Raw genomic sequence first — 19,892 nt, 5'->3', positions numbered from 1 at the left:
ATCTAGGCTCACTGCATGCTTGTTGACGTGGCGCTTCCTTATCGACTCGCCGGAACACTGACCTACGAATTTGATTCTTCAACAAAAGCGGTGCCCGGTTTACGCGTCGTTGTTCCATTAGGAAATCGGAAGGTGATCGGTTGTCTCCTCGGAGAGGCGAAGGGTCCGACTCCCAAGGGGCTTCGGAGGATCGAAAAGGTCCTGGATGAAACGCCGCTCTTGACGATTCACCAACTAAAACTTCTGACCTGGGCCTCCCGCTATTATTTCACACCGATCGGGGAGGTTCTCCGACATCTGCTTCCTCCAGGACTCTTTGGAAAAGAAAAAAAGGTTGGGAGAAAGGGGAAGCCATTCCAAACTCACGATGAATTCGAACCGGCAATGAGTGTTGATCTGAACAGTGAACAGAAGGAAATTATCAGAAGGATACGCGATCAATCCCCCGGTCCGTTTCTCCTTCAGGGAGTTACGGGGAGCGGAAAGACAGAGATCTACATCGATCTGGCGAGGGAGGAGGTTGAAAAGGGGAATCAGGTCCTGATCCTGGTACCCGAGATTTCCCTGACCCCGCAACTGATCGGTCGGTTTCAAAAGGCGCTCGGGATTTCGATCACTCCTTATCACAGCCGTCTAACGCCCGCTCAGAGGCTGGCAAGTTGGCTCACGGTTCGCGAAAAGAGGGGATCTATTGTCGTCGGAACCCGATCGGCCATTTTTCTCCCTTTTGTTCAACTTAAATTGATTGTTGTCGATGAAGAACACGACCCTTCCTACAAACAGGAGGAGCGTTTTTGTTACAATGCGCGTGATCTTGCGCTCTGGCGGGGAAAGGAAGAAGGGGCGAGGATTCTTTTGGGGTCAGCGACCCCCTCTCTGGAGTCTCTCCATCGGACCCGGATCGGGAAAATGACCCTTCTTCAACTGACAAGCCGGCCGGAGGGGACGACTCTTCCTCAAGTCAAGTTGATCGATCGACGTCTCTCCGGGAATGGTATTCTTTCGAATGATCTCCAGGCGGCGATCGCCGAGAATTTGAGAAGAGGGGAGCAGAGCCTGATCTTTCTGAACCGGCGCGGGTTCGCCCCGTTTTTTCTCTGTCGATCGTGTGGGTTGATCCCGCGTTGTCAGGGGTGCGAAATCTCGCTCGCCTATCATAAAAAAGAGGGAAAACTTGTCTGCCACTATTGCGATGCAAGCGAGAAGGTACCGGCCTCTTGTCCCCGCTGTCACTCCTCTGCCTTTTCTCCGAAAGGGGTTGGAACAGAGAAGATCGAGGAGGAATTGAAGGAGAAATATCCGAAAGCTCGGATTGAGCGGCTTGATCGCGACACCTCTGCTGGTGAGGGATTATGGAAAATTCTCTCACGAATGAAAAAAAAGGAGATCGATATCCTTGTGGGGACACAGACGGTCGGGAAAGGGCACGATTATCCCGATTTAACCCTTGTCGGCGTTGTCGATGCCGATACCGCGATGAATCTTCCTGACTTTCGTGCGGCAGAGAGGACGTTTCAACTGATCACACAGGTGTCCGGGCGTTCCGGTCGTGGAGAAAAACCGGGACAGGTTTTTGTTCAGACCTTTTTCCCGGATCACCCGGGACTTTTGGCAGCTCGTGATCATGATGGGAAATTGTTTATCGATGCCGAACTAGCGGTGCGACAGGTAGCCGGTTATCCTCCTTATTGTCGGCTGATCCGGATCGTTCTCTCAGGGCAGGATGAAAAAAAGGTGGCGTCCAGTATCCGGATGTTGTCGGAAAAAGTTTCAAGGGTGCACAGGATTCTGGGACCGGCCCCTTGTCCGTTGTCCAAGATTCGGGGAAAGAGTCGCTGGCATCTCCTGATTAAAAGTCAGGAGTTTTTAAAACTTCATTCACGTCTCCAGCCGATCCTTGACGGGTTTTCACAAAATGAATTACCTTCGGGGGTACGGATGTTAGTGAATGTCGATCCAGTGGAGATGATGTGATTCTCAATATTCTTAAATACCCCGACCCTCTCCTGAAAAAGAAATCAGAGTCGGTTGAGAAGGTTGATCGGGAGATCCAGAAGCTCGTCGAGGATATGTTTGAGACGATGTATGACGCGCCAGGCGTTGGCCTTGCGGCACCGCAGATTGGAATTTTGAAGAGGATCTTGATTGTCGATGTGGGGGGACGACTTGAAGGAGAAGGAAAACGGAAGCCCGATCCAAAAGTTTTGATCAATCCCACCATCATCACACGCGAAGAAAAGATTATCTGGGAAGAGGGGTGTCTCTCGCTCCCTCAGTTGATTGTTCCGGTGGAACGATCAAAGAAAATTATCGTCGAGGCGCTCGATCAGCATGGGAAAATGGTTAAGCATCTCGGCGAAGACCTCCTGGCGGTCGCCTTTCAGCATGAGATCGATCACCTCGAGGGGATTCTGCTTGTCGATCGCCTCTCGCGTCTCAAACGGGACCTCTATAAGAAGAAATTAGAGAAATTGGCTCGTGGCGAAAGGGTCGAAGAAGAGGTCGAACACGGCAAAGGACCGGCGTACATTGGATAAACCACGCCTCCTTTTCATGGGTTCACCCGAAATCGCTGTTCCTTCACTGAAGGCGTTGGTGGAGAGTGGTGAAAGTATTGTAGCGGTTATCACCCAACCGGATCGTCCGGCGGGGCGGGGACAGAAGATCACCTCGTGTGCGGTGGCTGAATTTGCGAAAGATCACGATCTCCTTCTTCTTCAACCAGAAAAAATTCGAGACGTTTCGTTTTTTGAAAAATTAAAAGGACTCGCGCCGGATCTGATTGTTGTCGTCGCGTATGGCAAGATTCTTCCAAAAGAGATTTTGGAAATCCCCAAACATTGTGTGAACCTGCACTTTTCATTACTCCCAAAATATCGCGGGGCGGCGCCGGTGCAGTGGGCGCTTATCAATGGCGAGGAAGAGACCGGGGTGACGACGATGTTCATGGTGGAAAAACTGGATGCCGGTCCGATCCTGATGCAGAAGAAGGTTTCTATTGAATCGGACGAGACCGCAGAGACGCTTGGCCAGCGGCTTGCGAATAGCGGCGCCCAGCTTCTCGTTGAGACGATCGGGCTTTTAGAAAAGGGGGATCTTCGCCCGACTCCACAGAATGAATCAGAGGCGACGCTTGCCCCCTCCCTCAAGAAAGAGGATGGGCAGCTCGATTTCTCGAAGAAGGCGACGACACTTCTGAATCAGATTCGGGGGGTCACTCCGTGGCCGGGTGCCTTCACGCATCTTCAGGGGAAGCTTCTTAAAATTCATCGGGCTTCAGTCTCCGATAAAAGTGGAAAACCGGGAGAGGTCCTGGCGATTTCTCCCGAAGGGATCGAGATCGGTTGCGGTAAGGGTTCTCTTGTCATCCACGAACTGCAGCTGGAGGGGAAGAAGAGGATGTTGGCCGCTGAGTTTCTAAAAGGGCATCCCTTAAAACTAGGAAGTTATCTCAGATAATATTTGAGCGATAAGATAGCCTGACCCTAGCGCAATGGCCAAACCTAATAAGGTAGAAAATGGCACAAAATGGCGGTCCCATCTCTTCCCAATGGAGCCGGCAAGAGCTGCAGCAAAACCGGTCGCTATCCCCCCACCAACAGAATATCCAATTGTCGAACCTGTTGCCTCCCAAACAGTTCGCTCTCCTCGATCATAAAAAAAAATATTTGAAAAAAGACTGATAGTCCCAATAAAACCGGCACCTGCAATCGCACCCAATTTCCCGAATTTCTTCGCTGTTAGGAGAGGGTTCGATCTATATTCGGCAACTGCAAAAGTAACTGAAGCGATGATTCCTGAAAGGACACCAAACGTTTGAGCGTCTTGCTTAGCGATATCATTTTCTAAATCCCTTCCGTATCGCGAGCCAATTAATAATGTGTTCAGTGCCATAAACCCCTCCTTAATGATAACTTACAATTAACGCTGAGCTTATCCTCAGCCATTTCTAAAAGTTGCTTGTTTTTTTGAAATTTTCTTCTAACATCCAACCATATGCCCCATATGCCAACGGACTCTAAAATTGATCAAATACTCAAAGTTCTCGAGACACACAACGACCAATTTACGGATGTGAAGAAGATATTGGAAAGGCATGACAAAGAATTTGTTGAATTAAAGGCTACAAACACAAGGTTTACACCTCCCTCGCCGAGGATATTCGGGTTTTTGGTGAAGAGCAGGAGAAGCTCAAGCGTCGTGTCGACAAGATCGAGCGTAAAATTGCCTGAAAGCCTGTGAAAAAAATCGCCCCTTCCATATTATCTGCAGATTTTGGACGGCTTGCCGAAGAGATTCAGGCGGTTGAAAGGGCGGGTGCCGACTGGATCCATCTCGATATCATGGATGGCCATTTTGTCCCGAATATCACCGCTGGGCCAATTTTGGTCGAGGCGGCGCGGCGGGCGACGAAGCTTCCCCTCGATGCCCACCTGATGATTGAAAACGCCGAAAAATATATTCCTGAATTTGTGAAGGCGGGAGCTGATTCGATCTCGGTCCACTACGAGGCCTGCCGAGATCTGAAGGGGACGCTGGCGCTAATTCATAAACTGGGGGCGAAGGCCTCGGTCGCGATCAATCCGGCGACATCAGTTTCGGCTATTCTCCCTGTTTTGAGTGAAGTGGATATGGTCCTGATCATGACCGTTGATCCTGGTTTTCCCGGCCAAGGTTTTATCTCTTCTTGTGTTTCAAAGGTTGAGGAGCTGAAAAAGATTTTGCAAAGCAAAAATCTCCAGATTGATATCGAAGTGGATGGCGGGATCAAGCCGGACAATATTTACCTTACCTCCCAAGCCGGTGCGACCGCCTTCGTCGCCGGCTCGGCGATATTCAAGAGTTCTGATTATAAGAAAACCATCGCTGCGCTACGCGCAAATCTCTGAAGACGAAGCACTAGACAACCCCTGAGCAGGGTGATAATCCATGACGCATGCTTAACATTCCTATGACGCAGATGGGAATCGGTGGCCTCGGGCCTTGGGAGCTGATTCTGGTTTTTTTGATCGTCCTGATTGTCTTTGGGGCGGGCAAGCTTCCTTCGATCGGTTCTTCGCTGGGACAGGCGATCAAGAATTTCAAGGGTTCATTGAAGGGCAAGGACGAAAAAGAAAACAAGGAGCCGAAGAATGGGTAAGTGGGACGAGGTCTCGTCGCTTGCCGGTCTCTTCAGCCAACTCGGGATAGCGAGGCGTCATCTCTTTCAGGCAGGACGTGAGGTGTTGCTTCTCTTTCAGAGCCTCCTTGAACTTGCCGATCGGTATGCAGAGGGGGCGACGAAAGATGTTTTGTCTCAGGTAAAGGGACTTACCACAGCCGTTCTTGATAAGCTGCCAGATGGAGACGAAAAAAAGGCCGAGGAGATGCGGCAGGCGATTTTTCAATCAATTCTGGGGGTCTTGGAGGTTGAGATCGGGAGGTTTTCACGATCCACATCACCAAAGACGCAATTGAAACGAGAGGCACTTGAAACGATCGTGACAACGCTTCGGAAAGAGATGGGGGGGAAGAAAGGAAAAATTCACCATGCAGCCGCTTAATAAGAAAAAAAGACTCGTCAAACGATACCCGAACCGGAAGCTCTACGATACCCTTTCGAGTCGCTATGTGACGTTGGAGGAAATTGCCGAGATGATTCGTGAAGGGGAAGATGTTCAGGTGATCGACAACAAGACTCAGGACGATCTGACGAGTGTGACGTTGACCCAGATTATCTTCGAGCAGGAGAAACAGAAAAAGAGTCTTCTCCCTCTTCCGGCGCTCAGAAATATTATTCAAAGTGGCGGAGAGAAGATTGTCGATTTTGTCCAAACGGGAGTCTCTTCGATTACTCATGCGCGCGAAGAGGCGGAGAAAAAGCTAAAAACGGCGATTGAATCGGTCTCTTCACTTCCCTCGGTGCAATCAGAGATCCGGGCCCTCCGAAAGAAGATTGATCTGCTCGAGACCCAACTCAAAAAATATGAAAAGTAAGTGAAGGCCTCCTCTCTCCTTTCTAAGAAGTTGATTTTTGTCTCGGGGAAGGGGGGTGTTGGGAAGACGACTGTCAGTCTCGCCTTGGCCCTTCTCGCGGCCGAATCGGGACGCAAGGTTCTCCTGGCCGAGATTCATTCTGAAGAGCAGGTTGCCCATCTCCTTCAATGCCCACCGATCGGGTATCGGGAGGTCGAACTCCTCCCAAGACTTTGGGGGATCAATATCCATCCTCATGAGGCCTTCAAAGAATATGTTCTGAAACAGATTAAATTGAAAAGTCTCTATCGCGCCATTTTCGAAAACCGTCTGGTCAGTAATTTCATTGATGGGACGCCGGGACTTCCTGATCTGATGTCGATCGGCAAGATTTATTCACTCATCGATTCTTATGATCAGATTATCGTCGATGCCCCTTCGTCAGGACATAGTATCGCCCTTCTCCAGATTTCGTCGGTTGTTTCCAGTGCGGTTCGTTTTGGCCCCCTCTGGACCCATTCCCATCGTATCGATGAGATCTTGCACGATCATGAAATGACGGCGATCGCTTGTGTCGCCCTTCCCGAAGAAATGCCGGTGACTGAGACGATCGAAACGGCCGAGTGGCTCAAGCAAAAGCTGGATCTGAAACTGGGACCGGTTTTTTTGAATCAGGTGGTTGAGTCTCCTTTTTCCAAAGCCGAGTGGGAGAAAATCAAAAATATCCTTCCCGGTACCTTTACCCATCATTGGACCCGTGCCCAGCTTTCTCGGGAATATGGACTCAAGCTGAAGCAAAACTTTCCTCAAGAAAAAATAATTTCTATTCCTTTTGTTTATTCGCGCCAATTCGGTTTGGCTGAGGTGGAAAGGATCTCAGAGGAAATCGAGGGGGGCTGTTCATGAATCTCTCCACCTCCATGCGGGATAAAAAAATCATCGTTTGTTGCGGGAGTGGGGGGGTTGGCAAGACCACGCTTGCCGCCTCGATCGCCCTCTGGGCAGCGAAAAATGGGCGCAAGACGATTGTCCTGACCATTGATCCTGCGAAGAGGCTCGCCACCGCCCTCGGTCTGGATACGTTGGGTCTGGAGCCGCAGATCGTTCGTGGCACGGCGGGGGGAGCCCCTCTCTATGCGATGATGCTCGATACGAAGCGGGCGTTTGATCGGCTTATTGAAAAGTATGCCGTCTCTTCGACCGCCCAGAAGACAATTCTCGAAAACCGGCTTTATCAACATTTGTCCAGCATGATTTCAGGATCGCAGGAGTATATGGCAATGGAACAGCTCTACGAGCTCTTCCGGCGTCAGGAATTTGATCTCATTGTCCTCGATACCCCTCCGACACGGCATGCCCTCGATTTTTTGGAGGCCCCCCAAAAGATGATTCAACTGGTTTCCCACAGCGCCCTGAAGTGGTTTTTAAAGCCGGGAATTTTTGCGAGTCGTGTCGGCTTTGGGATGTTGCAAAAAGGGGCCAAAATTTTTCACGTCTTCGACAAGCTCGCCGGTTTTGAATTTTTAAAAGAACTTTCGGAGATGCTGGCCCTCATGGAAGGGCTTTTAGGGGGATTTCATGATCGGGCCGAATCTGTCTATGAATTGCTTCGACAGGAGATCGTTGGTTTTTTGCTTGTGACCTCGACCTCTTCGGTGGCGATTCAGGACGCCCTCTATTTTTATCGTCAGATGAGTGATCGAGATCTCCCTTTCCTTGGGTTTATTGTGAATCGGGTTCTGGCAGGGGTTTCCGATTCTTCTTCCAAACGTCTTGCCTCTCTTTCAGCGGAATTAAGATCCAGAGTTCTTTCTGTTCTGGATCAATATCAGCAATTAGCCGACCGGGATCGGGAGGCGATCGCCCTCTTGAAAAAAATGGGGGGGAAGAAGAATTATTATTTTACGATTCCTTTTTTCTCGGAGGATGTTCATGATCTGGAGGGACTCTTGAAGGTTTCCGAGGCGCTTTTTCAGGCCTGAATATACTGTACGATCGCCTGTCGGCCTGCTTCCGGAAGGTCGAGGTATTGAATCCCCATCCCGAGGATTTGTGAGGCACCCCCTGATTCCTTTTCCACACGCACCACCTGTCCTGTGGCTCGAATCAGAGGGTCACCTTCGTGCAGCGAGAAAGAAAGAAAAACTTTTGTGCCTAACTTCAGAGGGACATCGGATTCGAAAAAAAGACCTCCCATGCTGATATCGGTGGTATAAAAATAGACGAAGCCTTCCCCCGTTTCGTCTTCAAAGATGACACGGGTTCGAAGCTGTTTGCGGGGGTAAATCCTTTTTTCTTGACCGGAATAATTCACTTTTTCCTCTTTTCACCTTTGCCGGGAGGTCGGCCTCGGCGTGGTTTTTCTCGTTTATCCCGCACCATTTTATGCGCAATCGAGAGGAGATCATACGGATAGAAAGGCTTTTCCAGCAAATAGAGGTCAGAGACCTCTGCAGCGGATTCCTTGATATCGGTCCTGCTTTTGGAAGCGATAAGTATAGTGGGAGAAGGGAATTTGAGTTCCTGGTCTTGGGCAATCGCATTGCTGTTAATCAGAAGCAAATCGGGTCGAAAACGGGTGCTTCTTTTGAAAAGCGATTCGTACTCCTCGGAAAATCTGAGCCGGAATCGGTCATTCGTTGAAAAAAGGACCTGGTACATATTTTGTGCCAGTGGAGAGTGGTCGACAACAAGGACATCGTAGAAAATCTTGGCAGGCATTATGCCGAATTTATAACGTCACTTCTCAATGAGTCCAGAGGTATTTTATTTGACTTTTCCCTTTTCTTCACATAAATTTCGTTAAAATTTTTTAAGGAAATTATCTTAACTTTTTAAATTCCTCAAGGAGGGGAAAGATATGAAGAAGACGACGATCGCTGCAATGCTCATGATTGTGGGGTTAGCTCTGACTTTTGGATGTTCCAAGCAGGGGAAACCAGATGTGGCAGGGAAGACCTCGAAAGGGTTGAACCGGATCCACTTCGACTTCGACCAGTCGGATGTCAAGGACGAATATAAAAAGGTCCTGAAGGGAAATGCCGGCTATATGAAGGACAATGAAAAGGCGAGTGTCCAGGTCGAAGGGCATTGCGATGAGAGAGGCACAGAGGAGTACAACATTGCCCTTGGTCATCGGCGTGCCAATGCCGCTCGGGATTATCTGGTTTCACTCGGAGTTGATAAAGGCCGCGTCAAGACAAAGAGTTTTGGCGAGGAGAAGCCACTGGAGACCTGCAGCAATGAAAGTTGCTGGTGGAAGAATCGTCGGGCTGAGTTTGTTAAGAAATAAATAGGCAAGTTCTTGATTTGAGGCCACGGTGGAGTTATCTTTCACCGTGGCTTTTTTTTGATTATGAGATTTTTCCTTATACTTTTTTTAACAGTCTCATTCCAGGTAGCATGGGCAGATCCGTCCAAGGTATCGAAGGGGGAGATTGATGAGCTCAAAAGGGTTCAGGACTCCAATGCCAAGGTCTTGGCCGATACGAATCTTGCCGTGACGGAACTCCGTCGAGAGGTCCAGGCTTTAAAAGGACTGCTCGAGGAGGCGAAATATTTTTTCCAACAGGAATCGGATAAGAATCAGAAGCTCTTGAGGGACTTTGATTTTCGGATAACCGGTCTTGAGGAGAGGATTTCTCTGCATCAGAAGCAGCTCGAGGAGATTTTAATCAAGAAAAAAGGTGAAAGTCAGGAAGAGGCGGATTATCGAGCAGCCCTTTCTGAGATTAATCTCGGCAATTATACCCAGGCCTTGAAGCTTTTCGAGGCCTTTCTGAAGAAGTATCCGAAATCATCTCTGGCCGACAACGCCCAGTATTGGAAGGGAGAGGCCTTGTATGCCTCCCGGGATTTTGCCTCAGCCCTTTTGGAGTTTCAAAAGGTGGTCAAGAATTTTCCTCAGAGTGAAAAGACCCCGGGGGCTATCTTAAAACAGGGTTATTGTCTCTTCGAACAGAAGGGATATGAAGATGCGAAGGTGTTTTTAAATCAACTCATCCAGAATTATCCGAAATCCGATGAGGCGGGAGAGGCGAGAGAGAGGATCAAAAAGATTGATGCGCTGATGGCTCAGGCCGCTTCTCCTTCCCAACCACGTCCTTCCCCATGATAGAAGTTTCCGGGCTCACAAAAAAATACGGTTCTTTAATAGCGATCGAGAATATTACCTTTCGTGTCCGATCGGGGGAAATTGTCGGACTTCTCGGTCCCAATGGTGCCGGGAAGACGACGACCTTAAGGATTATAACCGGTTATCTCCCTCCGACTGCCGGGACGGCGAAGATTGATGGAATCGATATTTCTCAGAAACCTGAAAAGGCGAAAGAGAAGATCGGCTATTTGCCTGAAAATGCCCCTTTGTATCCTGAGCTCACTGTTGAGGAGTATCTTCGGTTTGTCGCCGGGATACGTCATCTCTCTGATGTTGACGGCAGAGTGATTGCTATTTTGAAACGGACAGGGACGGAGATTGTCAGAAAAAGACTCATTGGCAATATCTCAAAAGGGTATCGGCAACGCGTTGCGATCGCTCAGGCGCTGATTCATGATCCGGATCTCCTGATCCTCGATGAGCCGACCGTTGGGCTTGATCCCAAACAGATCCTGGAGGTTCGAGGGCTCTTGAAAATGTTAGGGGGAGGGCGGCAGGCGGTTATTTTTTCTTCTCATATCCTGCAGGAGGTGAGTGCGCTTTGTGAGAGGGTGATTATTATTCATCGGGGGAAAATTGTTGCCGATCAGTCGATTTCCGGGGCGACGGATCTCGAGGCACTCTTTCTGAAACTTACCGAGGAGGAGGCGGCCGATGTGGTCTCTACTTAAGAAAGAACTCAAAATCCATATCGCCTCTCCGGTTGCGGCGGTCACCTTTGCCCTCTTTCTCTTTCTGACCGGTTTTGCCTTTACAGCCCATATGACGGAGCCCTCTCCGCAGAATCTTCCGGAGGCCTCGATGAGGGGGATGACCTATTTCATGGCGGTCATTTTCGTTTTTTTGACACCATTGTTGACCATGAGGGGATTTGCCGAGGAGAGAAAAATCGGGACGATTGAACTCTTGAAGACCTCTCCGCTCTCTGACCGGGCGATTGTTTTTGGAAAATATTTTTCAGTCTGGATTCTCTATGCCGCTCTCTTGTTTCTCACGCTTGAGTATCCGATTTTCATCCTCTTATCCGGGGAGCCGGACCCAGGCCCATTGACTCTTTCTTACCTCGGTCTCCTTTTAATGGGAGGGGCGTTTCTTGCTGCCGGGATTTTTTGTTCTGTCGTGACCCAGAGCCAGGTCATTGCGGCCGTTTTCAGTTTTGTCCTCCTCCTGACGCTCTGGTTTTTGGGAGAGGTGGGGGGAGTTTTGGGAGAGAAGATTTCGGTTTCCTCTCATCTCGAGAGCTTTAGTATCGGCGTTCTCGATCTGGGGGATATCTCCTACTATCTTCTCTTCACATTTCTATTTCTCTTCCTGACGGTTCGGTATTTGAGGGCCGAAAAATGGCGATAAAGAAACTGACCAGCTCTCTTATTTTTACGGTCGTCGTTATTGCGGCGGGCATCCTTCTTTACGGAATTGTTGATCGCGCATCGATTCGATTTGATACGACGGCGAACCGCGAGTTGACACTCTCCGAACAGACCCTCTCAACACTCAACAATCTTGATAGAGACGTTAAAATTCTCGCCTTCTTTCGGAGGGGAGAAGATCTCGATGCTGTTTTTATTCGAAGGAAAGTGGATGATATCCTGAAAGAATATTCCACCCATTCTTCCCGTGTCAGCTATCGGATGGTGGATCCCGATACGGAAGTGGAGGCTGCGACCCAGCACAGAATCAGTACCGATGGCACGATCGTTTTTCAATCAGGGGAAAACAGAAAAGAGATCTATCAGTCCCAGCTTTTTGACTACTCACGCCTGTCAGAGGCGGCTCTTCCTGAATTTGTCGGGGAAGGTCTTTTTACGAATGCGATCCTCAAGGTCACTCAGGAAAAATCTTTCACCGTTTGTTTCCTCGAAGGGCATGGGGAGAGGGGCTTGAACGACCCTTCACCTGCTGGGTATAGTGGGGCTCAGGATTATCTGAAGAAAAACAACTACGAGATCCAGATACTCAATCTTGTCAAGACGAGCAAATTATCGGATGATTGCCATCTGCTGATTGTTTCTGGTCCCAAAAAGGAAATCCCACCCTCCGAAGATCGTTTCATCGGTCGGTACCTCCAAAAAGGGAGAGGGGCCCTGCTTGTCCTGGGGGAATCTCAACTCCCTCCTCTCCTCGCAGAGACGCTTCGTTCCCTGGGCCTTGCCTGGAATCATGATTTTGTCTTCGATCCCGAACGACATTTCCTTTTGGGTCCCCATTACCCCTCTCCGCAGATGGAGTCGCATGAGGTGACAAAGGGGCTTCAGGATTTGAACCCGATTTTTTCCTCGGTGAGGAGTCTTGAGATGAACGAAAAGAAGGGGCGAAAGAACACCTCCCTCTTCACAACCTCAAAGGCTGCGTGGGGAGAGCTCCAACTCGTTGAAGGAACCGAACCACGTTTTGACAAGGGAATCGATATCGCTGGTCCCCTGAAGATCGGGGTCATTTCAGAATCGGAGACTGATCCCGCCGCGGGGAGGGTGATTGTTGTCGGTGATTCCGATTTCGCCTCGAACGCCCTGATTCAGGCACCCGGGAATCTCGATCTTTTCCTCAATATAGTTGGCTGGCTTGTGGGTGAGAAGGAGCAGGTGACGATTCGTCCGAAAACCCCTGAATTTCGAACAATCACAATGACCCCCGGCCGCGCCCGGTTTATTGCCTATTTCAGTCAGGTTGGTTATCCGCTGCTTATCTTGAGTAGCGGTGTTATTTATTGGTTGCGGCGGAGGAAGAGGTAACTTTTTCTATCTCTGACCGGACCACCAGCCGAAGTCTTTCAGGATTGATCCAGTCGTGGAAGGGACGGCCATTGATAAAGATGGCAGGAGTTCCTTGGACGCCAAATTTCTGCCCCTCCTGGATCTCCGCAGAGAGCTCTGTTTCAATCTCAGGTGAGACCAGACACTGATTAAACCACTCCTCTTCGATCCCGACCTCCTTCGCCAGTTTCATCAAGGTTTCTCGGGAAAGTTTTTTCTGATTCTCAAAAACGAGATCATGATACTCCCAGAATTTTCCCTTTTGTTCGGCACATAAGGCTGCCTTTGCTGAGAGGCACGAAGCCATATGGAAGCTTCGGCTCACAGCGGGGTTACAGGCGTTATCGAGGGGGTAATTCAGATAAACAATCCGGACATTCTTCTTTAATTCACCCAAAAATGGCTTCAGGCTGAAGGCGGCGCGGCGACAGAATGGACATTGAAAGTCAGAGAATTCGATCAAGGTGACCGGGGCGTTTGCTTCTCCCCTCTGAAGTTTCGGGGTGATTCCCAGAGGCTGCGAGGGGGTTGCATAAAAATGTTTCAGGTAAAGCTCATCCGGGATCTTGACCTTTCGGACTGGATCGTTGGCCTGAAGGCCTTTAAAAAAGATCAATCCGCCCCCGAGCAGGAGTCCAAAGAGGATCAGGTGGAGACCGATCTTCCCAGGGACGAGCGATCCTTGTCTCAAGAGTGACCGGGCATATTCCATGAGATGGGCCGGGATGCGCCAGATCGGGATGCCGAGGATCCGCGGGAGAAGAATCAGATGGAAAAAGTTACAGAGATAGGTTGTCAGACAGAGGAGACAGAGGACTTCGAGTCGAAAGATCGAGAGATAGGCGATGACAAGACTATAACCGGTGGCAAAGAGCGAGCCGGCCAGCAGAAAAGAAGCGGTGGCGCGGCGACCTTTTTCTGAGGACCAGGCATAAAGCGTCGCAAAAAAGAAAAAGAGGTAATAGAGGAGGCCGATCTGGGCCGTCGGGATGCCGGCGATCTTTGAATAACGGCTCGCCAGCGCGGTATCACAATCAACAAACTCAGAGATCGTGCAAAAACTTTTGGATTCGAATCCACCCGGTGCCAGATCGAGGTGCATCTTCACCATAATGCCGGAGGCGATAAGCCCGAGGAGTGTCAGAAAAAGAAGGGCGGGGAAGATTTTTTTCATCGGGCTTCATATATATTCTTGTCAATGTTTGAATTCAACTTCATAATGTTTTTATGGCCTATCCCCCCGACAATTTTCGTCATGGGAAGATCCTGAAATTCCTTGCCCAGGGGAACTATGGGTTCGTGAAGGATGAACAGGGGTATGAGGTTTATTTTCACTTGGATGAGGTTCGACTGGTGGGACCCAACAGAGATCGTTCTTTTTTTAAAGAAGGGACACAGGTCGGTTTTGATGTTGGATTGACGTCACGAGGGATGCGCGTAACTCGACTTAAAGTTTATTCGAAAGAGGAGACTACTCCGACAGATACAGTTTCAAGCACCTGATATCATCCCTCTCAGGATTAAAATCCTTCTTTTCGGGGCATTTCGATAAAAGTTCATTTTTAATCGACTGACATCGGGGATCAGTGGCCGGGATAGAGCCTGTCACTTCCCCCTCAATATCGAAGGGGCATGTTGGTTCTTTCAGCTCATACACAGAGAAGGTTTCGGTGACCGCCTCCTGCATCTCAACCCCCCGCACCGCTCGTGAGGGGGTAAAAGCGACTCCAACAAGGCCACGCACGACTGGATTCCCAAGGCCGGAACCGACGCCAAGGAAGACACCCCCTGTCATTTGCCATCGTCGATCTTTGGTCAGGAAATAGCGGGCCCCTCCTCCCCCCTCGACAGGGGTACCGGAGCTGCTGAAAAAATCAGAGACCATTGTTCCCCCTGAAAATTCCGAATAGAGCTCCAATTTTTTCAACACAATAAAGTTTCCGGCAATCCCGAAGGTCATCAAATCATCAAACTGTGTCGCAAAAACCAAGACACTGTCTCGAGTCCAGTAACCGAGATTGAACGCAAAGCTTAATCGCTCTTCAATCTGGGGGGTTTCAATAGAGAAAAGCCCTCCTCCCGCAAAGCTGTTGTTCCCAACCAGGCTGGCGCCGGACCCGATCGGGAGATCAAGGTAGGGGACAAAGACGATTCCCACAGGATATTTCCCTTTTTCGAGGATCCGCAATTTGGCATTCAGACGCGTATCGCCTGCCCGGATTCGCGTGCTTGAGGTATTTGTCGTGGTATCGAAAAACTTTTCCAATATGGCGAAATTTGGATTCAGACCGACTTCAAGCCAATCGAGCAGACCGATCGATCCTGAGAGATGGAGGCCAACGAGGTCTTCAACGACCGCCTGGGTTGCACCGGAGGTGACGACGACCGATAAGGGGGCTCGTGCATAATCGAGAAAAACACCGGTAGTCCATTCATAAGGTTTGAGCATATCGGTATCGTAAATTGTTAGATAACGTCCCTGGTCGGGTGCAGCACGCAAACGGAGGGTGTCAAAACTGGTCGAACGAGCGGATCCAAGATTTGGGAGGAGAATAAGAAAAACTACGAGAAATCGGCTGAAACGACTCATAGGGTCTTCAGGTAATGATCTTATATCCAGAACGAAACAACTGTATAGCGATAGTTAAAACAAGCACAGCGAGTCCTATTCCCACAGGAAAAGATATCGCCGGTGAGATATCAGATATTCCCAGAATGGAATAGCGAAAACCATCGATCAGATAAAAAATCGGGTTCAGATGTGAGAGGCCTTGCCATGGAGATGGGAGCATTTGAACAGAATAGAAGACACCGCCCAAATAGGTGAGGGGGGTAATGATAAAGTTGGAAACAAGCGCGAGTTGATCCCATTCCTCCGACATCAAGCCTGAAATAATTCCGAGTGAGGAAAAGAGAAGGGAGCCAATGACGATATTCAGACCTGTCAAGAAAATGGAAGAGACGGAGAGGGGGGTGATCACGGAAGCAACAAGGAGGATCACCGTACCGACAATCACCCCGCGGATCATTCCTCCAATCACAAACGCGATCACGATCCGTGTGGGTGAGAGGGGAGAGGTGATGATATTTTCAATCGATTGATCGATGCGTGCCATGAAGAGGGAGGTCGAACTATTGGAATATGAGTTTGACAAAACTGCCATGCCAGTGAGGCCGGGAAGTATATAGAGGATGTAGGAGAAACTGGAAATTGTCTTGATTTGTGACCCCAAAGAGTAACCGAAGATCAGGATAAAAAGGGCTGTCGTGAGAACAGGTGTCGCAATCGTTTGGATCGAGGTGCTCCCCCCAAATCGGTAACACTCCCTCTCGATCAAGGCTAGGAAACCTCTTAAGGGGTGCATTCATTCCCTCCCGCTTCCAGTGATTTACCGGTTAGTTTTAGAAAAACGTCTTCAAGGCTCCCCTCATGCCTTTGGGTCAGTTCCCGAGGCGAGCCGATCTGGATAATTCGGCCTTCATGGATAATTGCAAGACGATCGCAAAGCTCCTCTGCCTCATCCATATAATGGGTGGTCAGGAGTATGGTTGTCCCATCGCGGTTCAGACCTTTTAGGAATGACCAGAGTTCATGTCTCTGGCCCACATCCACTCCCGCGGTTGGTTCATCAAGGATCAGGATTTTGGGATGGGACATCAGGGCCCTCGCGATCAGAAGTCTTTTTCTCATCCCTCCCGAGAGCCTCCAGGTTTCTCGATCGGCCTTTGGGGAAAGCTGGAAACGGCTCATCAACTCCTCGGCCCGTCGTTTACGATCACCTCGAGTGAGACCGTAAAATCCCCCCTGAAGTTCCAGGATCTTTCGGACCGTGAAATACCGATCCAAATTGATTTCCTGTGGGGAAAAACCGATCAGGCTTTTGGTTTTCACAGACTCTGTCCGAACATTCATGTCATTGACAGTGACCGTCCCTTCGGTTGGGTGGGCAAGCCCAACGATCATTTTTATTAAAGTCGTTTTCCCGGCCCCATTCGGACCGAGAAGGCCGAAAAACTCCCCATCTTTAATGCTAAGATCCACTCCCCCCAGCGCCTTCAAGGGGCCAAAAAATTTCTTTAATTGGACAATCTCAATCATTCTTTTTGAGGACCCCTTGACCCCGGCTTATTTTTTTCATAAATGTCGCGCCCCTATGCAAGAAGCTCCCAGCTCTTTATCACACGATCTGCATCCCCACATCTTATTAAAGCTAAGAGAGTTTCATTCAACAGAATCTTTGGAAAAATCACCACTTTTTCAGGAGGTTCGCCCGAAGATCCAAAAACTCCTTTCGAGTTATGATTTGGTTCATCAGGTTCCTGAACCGGCACCGGAGCCTTTTTATCGTTGTGTGGCATGGAATATCGAAAGGGGGATGCGTTTTGAGGCGATTCTTCATTATTTGAAAAACCACCCGCTTCTTTCGACGGCGGATATTCTTCTGATCACGGAGGCTGATTTGGGCATGGCACGATCGGGCAACAGGGATGTCGCTCAGGAATTGGCCCAGGAGCTTCAGATGAATTATTTTTTCGCACCTTCCTATCTTAATTTATCGAAAGGGTGCGGTATTGAGCAGGAGGTTTCAGGGGAAAATAAATTGGGGATCGCCGGGAATGCGATTCTTTCCCGTTACCCTATTTCAAATCCAATGGCCGTTCCCCTCCCGAATGCCCACGACAAGATGAGAGGACGGGAAAAGAGGGTGGGGAGTCAGAGTGCCCCGATAGCCCAAATTAATTTAGGCAGGAGGTCGATTGTTGTTTCAGCAGTCCATCTGGATGTCCGTTCGACCCAGAAGCATCGGATCCTTCAGCTGGAAAAAGTGACCGAAGTGGTTCGAGAGATGGGGGGTGGCCCGGCACTAATCGGTGGGGATTGGAATACAAGCACCTACGATGCGCATAGCGCCTTCTCCTCGATCCTCGGTTTTTGGATCCGGGTTTTCATCGGGACCGGGAATATGATCAAAAATCACTACCCCCATCCCGACCGTTTTTTTGAGAGGAGGCTCTTTGAGCGGCTCGAGGCGAACGGTTTTGATTATAAGTCATGTAATGAGTTAGGGGTTGGGACGAGTCATTTCTCTGTTGGAGATCTCAAGCAATTCAAGAACCTTCGTGAATGGCTCCCCAACTGGTGCTTTCGGTTTGTCGATTGGGCTCTTAAGGAGCATGGGGGGCGTTGTTCTTTCAAACTCGATTGGTTTACCCAAAGGGGGCTGAAGATCCTCAAGGAAGGGGAGGGGAGCTCAGCTCGCAAGGGAAAATCAGTAGGGGCGAAAGTTATCGGGAATCTGGACTACGAGAATTATCCCAGCTCACAAGGACTCAAGAATCGTCTAGGTTAGGCTCTGTGACCTTCCGGAGGAGCTGACCATCTTAGCAGATCGTAATCCTTTCGGATCCGCATTCTCTCATGGTGTTGGCTCGAAGAGGTTTCGGCCGCCCCCTTCACCTCACCTTCAGAGATTTCTACCTGCCAGATGGTGACGACTTTTTGATTGGGTGGATGCCCAAACTTTTTGCCGCCATCCTCTCCTAGGTTTTCCGAGGGGTTCTCTAAGGTCTTCTCCTCACTTAACAGGATCTGCTTCCAGATCGATGCCCCCTTCACCCTTAGAATCGAGCCACCGTGAGGTAACTGATTCATAGATCTTGGGGGAGCCTCTCGTGAGGATAGTCTCTGATCTTTCAACCAGAAACCCCCTTTTTGAACTTCTGTCCGTTGGGCCTGCCTCTTTAGCAGATTCAGGTGAAGCATTCACTCTTCCTAGCGGAGAGGTCGGGACCCAGTGCGGGTTGCCCTCCTAAACGATTGTTGAATCCTTGTCAAAGACCGAATCAAACTGACAGTCAGCGGTGTAGAACAGGAATTTTCAAAATTCAACTCGAACTTTTCCTGGATTGGCTGAGGCACGGCTGGCGTGAAAAAAACAGAAACAACTTTTTTCAAAAGAAGTTATCCACAGTTGTGAATTAAAAAATATCCACAGCTTTTCCTCATAACTTTCGCAAGTTAACTCACCCCTGTTTTTTTCATCCACACGCCTTATAAGAAAAAGTTCCTGAAGCAATTTTTAACCCTCTTGAATTATTAGGGAATTACCTTGTTGAGGGGATACTCGACAATTCCGGAGGCACCAGCCCTCTTCAAGGCAGGCAGGATTTCTCGCACAATTGACTCATCAACGATCACTTCGATCGCCACCCAGGACTCGTCAGCCTGTTGAGAAATGGTCGGTGTATGCAAGGCAGGCAGTTTTTCGATGACAGTCTTGAGACGGGATTTTGGGACATTCATCTTGAGCCCAACCTTCTCTTCCGCTGCGATCGCCCCTTGGAGAAGGAGGGCCAGATTTTCCATTTTTTCTCTTTTCCAGGACTCTTTCCATGAATGCTGATTTGCAATAAAAACTGATGTCGATTCCAAGATCGTTTCCACAATTCTTAAATTGTTCGCGCGAAGTGAGCTTCCTGTTTCCGTAACCTCGACGATGGCATCTGCCAAGTAGGGGGGTTTCACCTCTGTTGCCCCCCAGGAGAACTCGACACTGGCCCGGATCCCTTTTCCCTTTAGATACCGTTTTGTAAACTGGACCAATTCTGTGGCGACCTTCTTCCCTTCCAGATCTCTGACCGTCTTGATCTTTGAGTCGTTTGGGACCGCGATGACCCATCGAACTGGCTTAAGACCAGCCTTTGCAAACCTGAGCTCACAAATCTCTTCTACCTTCGTCTCTCCCTCGAGGATCCAATCGCGTCCTGTGATGCCACAATCCAATGCCCCGTTTTCCACGTAGTGGGCCATCTCCTGCGCGCGGATCAGAAGGCCTTCAAGCTCAGCATCATTGATATTGGGACTATAACTTCTGGGGTCCGCTGTGATTTTAAACCCCGCTTTTCCAAAAAGACGGAAGGTTGATTCCTGAAGACTTCCCTTTGGCAATCCAATTTTTAGAATTTTGCCCATTGTGTATCTCTACTCAAAAAACATGCATTCATCGTCCTAAAAATTAACAAATAAA

25 protein-coding genes are annotated in these 19,892 nt (G+C 49.3%); 16 read left to right on the top strand and 9 right to left on the bottom strand.

Translation table 11 applies throughout. The annotated features are described in order from the left end of the window. Positions 1 to 15 precede the first annotated feature (15 nt). From priA to HYT76_01010, 3 genes are read left to right on the top strand one after another with little or no spacing between them, the layout of a single operon-like run. Positions 16 to 1,974 carry a primosomal protein N' gene (priA, locus tag HYT76_01020; GenBank protein MBI2082126.1) on the top strand — a complete coding sequence of 653 codons (1,959 nt, stop codon included), beginning with the start codon at positions 16 to 18 and terminating at the stop codon, positions 1,972 to 1,974. After that, positions 1,920 to 2,537: a peptide deformylase gene (gene def / locus HYT76_01015; GenBank protein MBI2082125.1), complete on the top strand. Its 618-nt coding sequence runs from the start codon at positions 1,920 to 1,922 to the stop codon at positions 2,535 to 2,537. The genes priA and def overlap by 55 nt, the downstream gene beginning before the upstream one ends. Further along, positions 2,530 to 3,459 carry a methionyl-tRNA formyltransferase gene (locus HYT76_01010; GenBank protein ID MBI2082124.1) on the top strand — a complete coding sequence of 310 codons (930 nt, stop codon included), beginning with the start codon at positions 2,530 to 2,532 and terminating at the stop codon, positions 3,457 to 3,459. The genes def and HYT76_01010 overlap by 8 nt, the downstream gene beginning before the upstream one ends. Here the strand turns inward: HYT76_01010 and HYT76_01005 are convergent. After that, positions 3,439 to 3,894 (bottom strand): hypothetical protein, encoded by a 456-nt coding sequence (locus HYT76_01005; protein MBI2082123.1) that lies wholly within the window; start codon positions 3,892 to 3,894, stop codon positions 3,439 to 3,441. The genes HYT76_01010 and HYT76_01005 overlap by 21 nt on opposite strands. Positions 3,895 to 4,238: 344 nt before the next feature. Here HYT76_01005 and HYT76_01000 point away from each other — a divergent pair, with 344 nt between their 5' ends. From HYT76_01000 to HYT76_00975, 6 genes are all read left to right on the top strand, one after another. Next, entirely contained in the window at positions 4,239 to 4,889 is a 651-nt protein-coding gene (locus tag HYT76_01000; GenBank protein ID MBI2082122.1) for a ribulose-phosphate 3-epimerase, read from the top strand. A 71-nt stretch (positions 4,890 to 4,960) separates the two neighbouring features. Continuing rightward, complete coding sequence (locus HYT76_00995) at positions 4,961 to 5,140, top strand: twin-arginine translocase TatA/TatE family subunit (GenBank protein MBI2082121.1); 180 nt, start codon at positions 4,961 to 4,963, stop codon at positions 5,138 to 5,140. After that, positions 5,133 to 5,543 carry a hypothetical protein gene (locus HYT76_00990; protein ID MBI2082120.1) on the top strand — a complete coding sequence of 137 codons (411 nt, stop codon included), beginning with the start codon at positions 5,133 to 5,135 and terminating at the stop codon, positions 5,541 to 5,543. The genes HYT76_00995 and HYT76_00990 overlap by 8 nt, the downstream gene beginning before the upstream one ends. After that, complete coding sequence (locus HYT76_00985) at positions 5,530 to 5,976, top strand: hypothetical protein (protein ID MBI2082119.1); 447 nt, start codon at positions 5,530 to 5,532, stop codon at positions 5,974 to 5,976. The genes HYT76_00990 and HYT76_00985 overlap by 14 nt, the downstream gene beginning before the upstream one ends. Beyond that, entirely contained in the window at positions 5,977 to 6,861 is an 885-nt protein-coding gene (locus tag HYT76_00980; protein ID MBI2082118.1) for an ArsA family ATPase, read from the top strand. It begins immediately after the preceding gene. After that, positions 6,858 to 7,937, top strand: a complete 1,080-nt coding sequence (locus HYT76_00975) for an ArsA family ATPase (protein ID MBI2082117.1) — start codon at positions 6,858 to 6,860, stop codon at positions 7,935 to 7,937. The genes HYT76_00980 and HYT76_00975 overlap by 4 nt, the downstream gene beginning before the upstream one ends. On the opposite strand, the gene HYT76_00970 is transcribed toward HYT76_00975, so the two are convergent. Then, entirely contained in the window at positions 7,928 to 8,269 is a 342-nt protein-coding gene (locus HYT76_00970) for a PilZ domain-containing protein (GenBank protein ID MBI2082116.1), read from the bottom strand. The genes HYT76_00975 and HYT76_00970 overlap by 10 nt on opposite strands. Next, positions 8,266 to 8,676, bottom strand: coding sequence for a hypothetical protein (locus HYT76_00965; protein MBI2082115.1), 411 nt, complete (start codon positions 8,674 to 8,676; stop codon positions 8,266 to 8,268). The genes HYT76_00970 and HYT76_00965 overlap by 4 nt, the downstream gene beginning before the upstream one ends. A 139-nt stretch (positions 8,677 to 8,815) precedes the next feature. Between HYT76_00965 and pal the strand changes: the two genes are divergently transcribed. The 5 genes from pal (at position 8,816) to HYT76_00940 (ending at position 12,843) form a co-directional block, all read left to right on the top strand. Next, positions 8,816 to 9,247, top strand: a complete 432-nt coding sequence (pal, locus tag HYT76_00960) for a peptidoglycan-associated lipoprotein Pal (GenBank protein MBI2082114.1) — start codon at positions 8,816 to 8,818, stop codon at positions 9,245 to 9,247. 63 nt (positions 9,248 to 9,310) lie between these two features. Next, complete coding sequence (gene ybgF / locus HYT76_00955; protein ID MBI2082113.1) at positions 9,311 to 10,069, top strand: tol-pal system protein YbgF; 759 nt, start codon at positions 9,311 to 9,313, stop codon at positions 10,067 to 10,069. Continuing rightward, positions 10,066 to 10,782, top strand: a complete 717-nt coding sequence (locus HYT76_00950) for an ATP-binding cassette domain-containing protein (protein ID MBI2082112.1) — start codon at positions 10,066 to 10,068, stop codon at positions 10,780 to 10,782. Before ybgF ends, HYT76_00950 begins: the two co-directional genes overlap by 4 nt. Next, positions 10,766 to 11,461: an ABC transporter permease gene (locus HYT76_00945; protein MBI2082111.1), complete on the top strand. Its 696-nt coding sequence runs from the start codon at positions 10,766 to 10,768 to the stop codon at positions 11,459 to 11,461. Before HYT76_00950 ends, HYT76_00945 begins: the two co-directional genes overlap by 17 nt. After that, positions 11,452 to 12,843, top strand: a complete 1,392-nt coding sequence (locus HYT76_00940; GenBank protein MBI2082110.1) for a GldG family protein — start codon at positions 11,452 to 11,454, stop codon at positions 12,841 to 12,843. Before HYT76_00945 ends, HYT76_00940 begins: the two co-directional genes overlap by 10 nt. Here the strand turns inward: HYT76_00940 and HYT76_00935 are convergent. Beyond that, positions 12,812 to 14,038, bottom strand: a complete 1,227-nt coding sequence (locus tag HYT76_00935) for a thioredoxin domain-containing protein (GenBank protein MBI2082109.1) — start codon at positions 14,036 to 14,038, stop codon at positions 12,812 to 12,814. The genes HYT76_00940 and HYT76_00935 overlap by 32 nt on opposite strands. A gap of 53 nt (positions 14,039 to 14,091) precedes the next feature. On the opposite strand from HYT76_00935, the gene HYT76_00930 reads away from it, so the two are divergent. Then, on the top strand, positions 14,092 to 14,367 hold the full coding sequence (locus tag HYT76_00930) for a cold shock domain-containing protein (GenBank protein MBI2082108.1): 276 nt from the start codon (positions 14,092 to 14,094) through the stop codon (positions 14,365 to 14,367). Here the strand turns inward: HYT76_00930 and HYT76_00925 are convergent. Genes HYT76_00925 through HYT76_00915 form a run of 3 tightly spaced genes read right to left on the bottom strand, consistent with a single transcriptional unit; the run spans position 14,336 to position 16,963 of the window. Beyond that, positions 14,336 to 15,454: a hypothetical protein gene (locus HYT76_00925; GenBank protein ID MBI2082107.1), complete on the bottom strand. Its 1,119-nt coding sequence runs from the start codon at positions 15,452 to 15,454 to the stop codon at positions 14,336 to 14,338. The genes HYT76_00930 and HYT76_00925 overlap by 32 nt on opposite strands. A gap of 7 nt (positions 15,455 to 15,461) precedes the next feature. Then, positions 15,462 to 16,229, bottom strand: coding sequence for an ABC transporter permease (locus tag HYT76_00920; GenBank protein MBI2082106.1), 768 nt, complete (start codon positions 16,227 to 16,229; stop codon positions 15,462 to 15,464). Next, entirely contained in the window at positions 16,217 to 16,963 is a 747-nt protein-coding gene (locus HYT76_00915; GenBank protein MBI2082105.1) for an ABC transporter ATP-binding protein, read from the bottom strand. The genes HYT76_00920 and HYT76_00915 overlap by 13 nt, the downstream gene beginning before the upstream one ends. 55 nt (positions 16,964 to 17,018) lie before the next feature. Between HYT76_00915 and HYT76_00910 the strand changes: the two genes are divergently transcribed. After that, positions 17,019 to 18,215 carry an endonuclease/exonuclease/phosphatase family protein gene (locus HYT76_00910; protein ID MBI2082104.1) on the top strand — a complete coding sequence of 399 codons (1,197 nt, stop codon included), beginning with the start codon at positions 17,019 to 17,021 and terminating at the stop codon, positions 18,213 to 18,215. Here the strand turns inward: HYT76_00910 and HYT76_00905 are convergent. Next, a complete protein-coding gene (locus HYT76_00905) occupies positions 18,212 to 18,517 on the bottom strand; it encodes a hypothetical protein (protein ID MBI2082103.1) in 306 nt (101 codons plus the stop codon). The two genes, HYT76_00910 and HYT76_00905, sit on opposite strands and share 4 nt — an antisense overlap. A gap of 444 nt (positions 18,518 to 18,961) precedes the next feature. After that, on the bottom strand, positions 18,962 to 19,837 hold the full coding sequence (locus HYT76_00900; protein ID MBI2082102.1) for an ATP phosphoribosyltransferase: 876 nt from the start codon (positions 19,835 to 19,837) through the stop codon (positions 18,962 to 18,964). Between the last annotated feature and the right edge of the window lie 55 nt (positions 19,838 to 19,892).

The sequence above is a fragment of the Deltaproteobacteria bacterium genome, from assembly GCA_016180845.1.
In the GTDB taxonomy this organism is placed as follows: domain Bacteria; phylum UBA10199; class UBA10199; order JACPAL01; family JACPAL01; genus JACPAK01.
The sequence above is the reverse complement of the archived record's forward strand: the minus strand, read 5'-3'. Positions and strand labels throughout refer to the sequence as shown.

Bases quoted from the DNA above. Each gene is read 5' to 3' on its own strand.
- HYT76_00900 (MBI2082102.1), bottom strand. From the start codon at position 19,837: ATGGGCAAAATTCTAAAAATTGGATTGCCAAAGGGAAGTCTTCAGGAA.
- HYT76_00950 (MBI2082112.1), top strand. From the start codon at position 10,066: ATGATAGAAGTTTCCGGGCTCACAAAAAAATACGGTTCTTTAATAGCG.
- HYT76_00945 (MBI2082111.1), top strand. From the start codon at position 10,766: ATGTGGTCTCTACTTAAGAAAGAACTCAAAATCCATATCGCCTCTCCG.
- HYT76_00930 (MBI2082108.1), top strand. From the start codon at position 14,092: ATGGCCTATCCCCCCGACAATTTTCGTCATGGGAAGATCCTGAAATTC.
- HYT76_00965 (MBI2082115.1), bottom strand. From the start codon at position 8,676: ATGCCTGCCAAGATTTTCTACGATGTCCTTGTTGTCGACCACTCTCCA.
- priA (MBI2082126.1), top strand. From the start codon at position 16: ATGCTTGTTGACGTGGCGCTTCCTTATCGACTCGCCGGAACACTGACC.
- HYT76_01005 (MBI2082123.1), bottom strand. From the start codon at position 3,894: ATGGCACTGAACACATTATTAATTGGCTCGCGATACGGAAGGGATTTA.
- HYT76_00905 (MBI2082103.1), bottom strand. From the start codon at position 18,517: ATGAATCAGTTACCTCACGGTGGCTCGATTCTAAGGGTGAAGGGGGCA.
- HYT76_00975 (MBI2082117.1), top strand. From the start codon at position 6,858: ATGAATCTCTCCACCTCCATGCGGGATAAAAAAATCATCGTTTGTTGC.
- HYT76_00985 (MBI2082119.1), top strand. From the start codon at position 5,530: ATGCAGCCGCTTAATAAGAAAAAAAGACTCGTCAAACGATACCCGAAC.
- HYT76_00990 (MBI2082120.1), top strand. From the start codon at position 5,133: ATGGGTAAGTGGGACGAGGTCTCGTCGCTTGCCGGTCTCTTCAGCCAA.
- HYT76_00925 (MBI2082107.1), bottom strand. From the start codon at position 15,454: ATGAGTCGTTTCAGCCGATTTCTCGTAGTTTTTCTTATTCTCCTCCCA.
- HYT76_00995 (MBI2082121.1), top strand. From the start codon at position 4,961: ATGGGAATCGGTGGCCTCGGGCCTTGGGAGCTGATTCTGGTTTTTTTG.
- pal (MBI2082114.1), top strand. From the start codon at position 8,816: ATGAAGAAGACGACGATCGCTGCAATGCTCATGATTGTGGGGTTAGCT.
- HYT76_00915 (MBI2082105.1), bottom strand. From the start codon at position 16,963: ATGATTGAGATTGTCCAATTAAAGAAATTTTTTGGCCCCTTGAAGGCG.
- HYT76_00920 (MBI2082106.1), bottom strand. From the start codon at position 16,229: ATGCACCCCTTAAGAGGTTTCCTAGCCTTGATCGAGAGGGAGTGTTAC.
- HYT76_00935 (MBI2082109.1), bottom strand. From the start codon at position 14,038: ATGAAAAAAATCTTCCCCGCCCTTCTTTTTCTGACACTCCTCGGGCTT.
- HYT76_00910 (MBI2082104.1), top strand. From the start codon at position 17,019: ATGCAAGAAGCTCCCAGCTCTTTATCACACGATCTGCATCCCCACATC.
- ybgF (MBI2082113.1), top strand. From the start codon at position 9,311: ATGAGATTTTTCCTTATACTTTTTTTAACAGTCTCATTCCAGGTAGCA.
- HYT76_00940 (MBI2082110.1), top strand. From the start codon at position 11,452: ATGGCGATAAAGAAACTGACCAGCTCTCTTATTTTTACGGTCGTCGTT.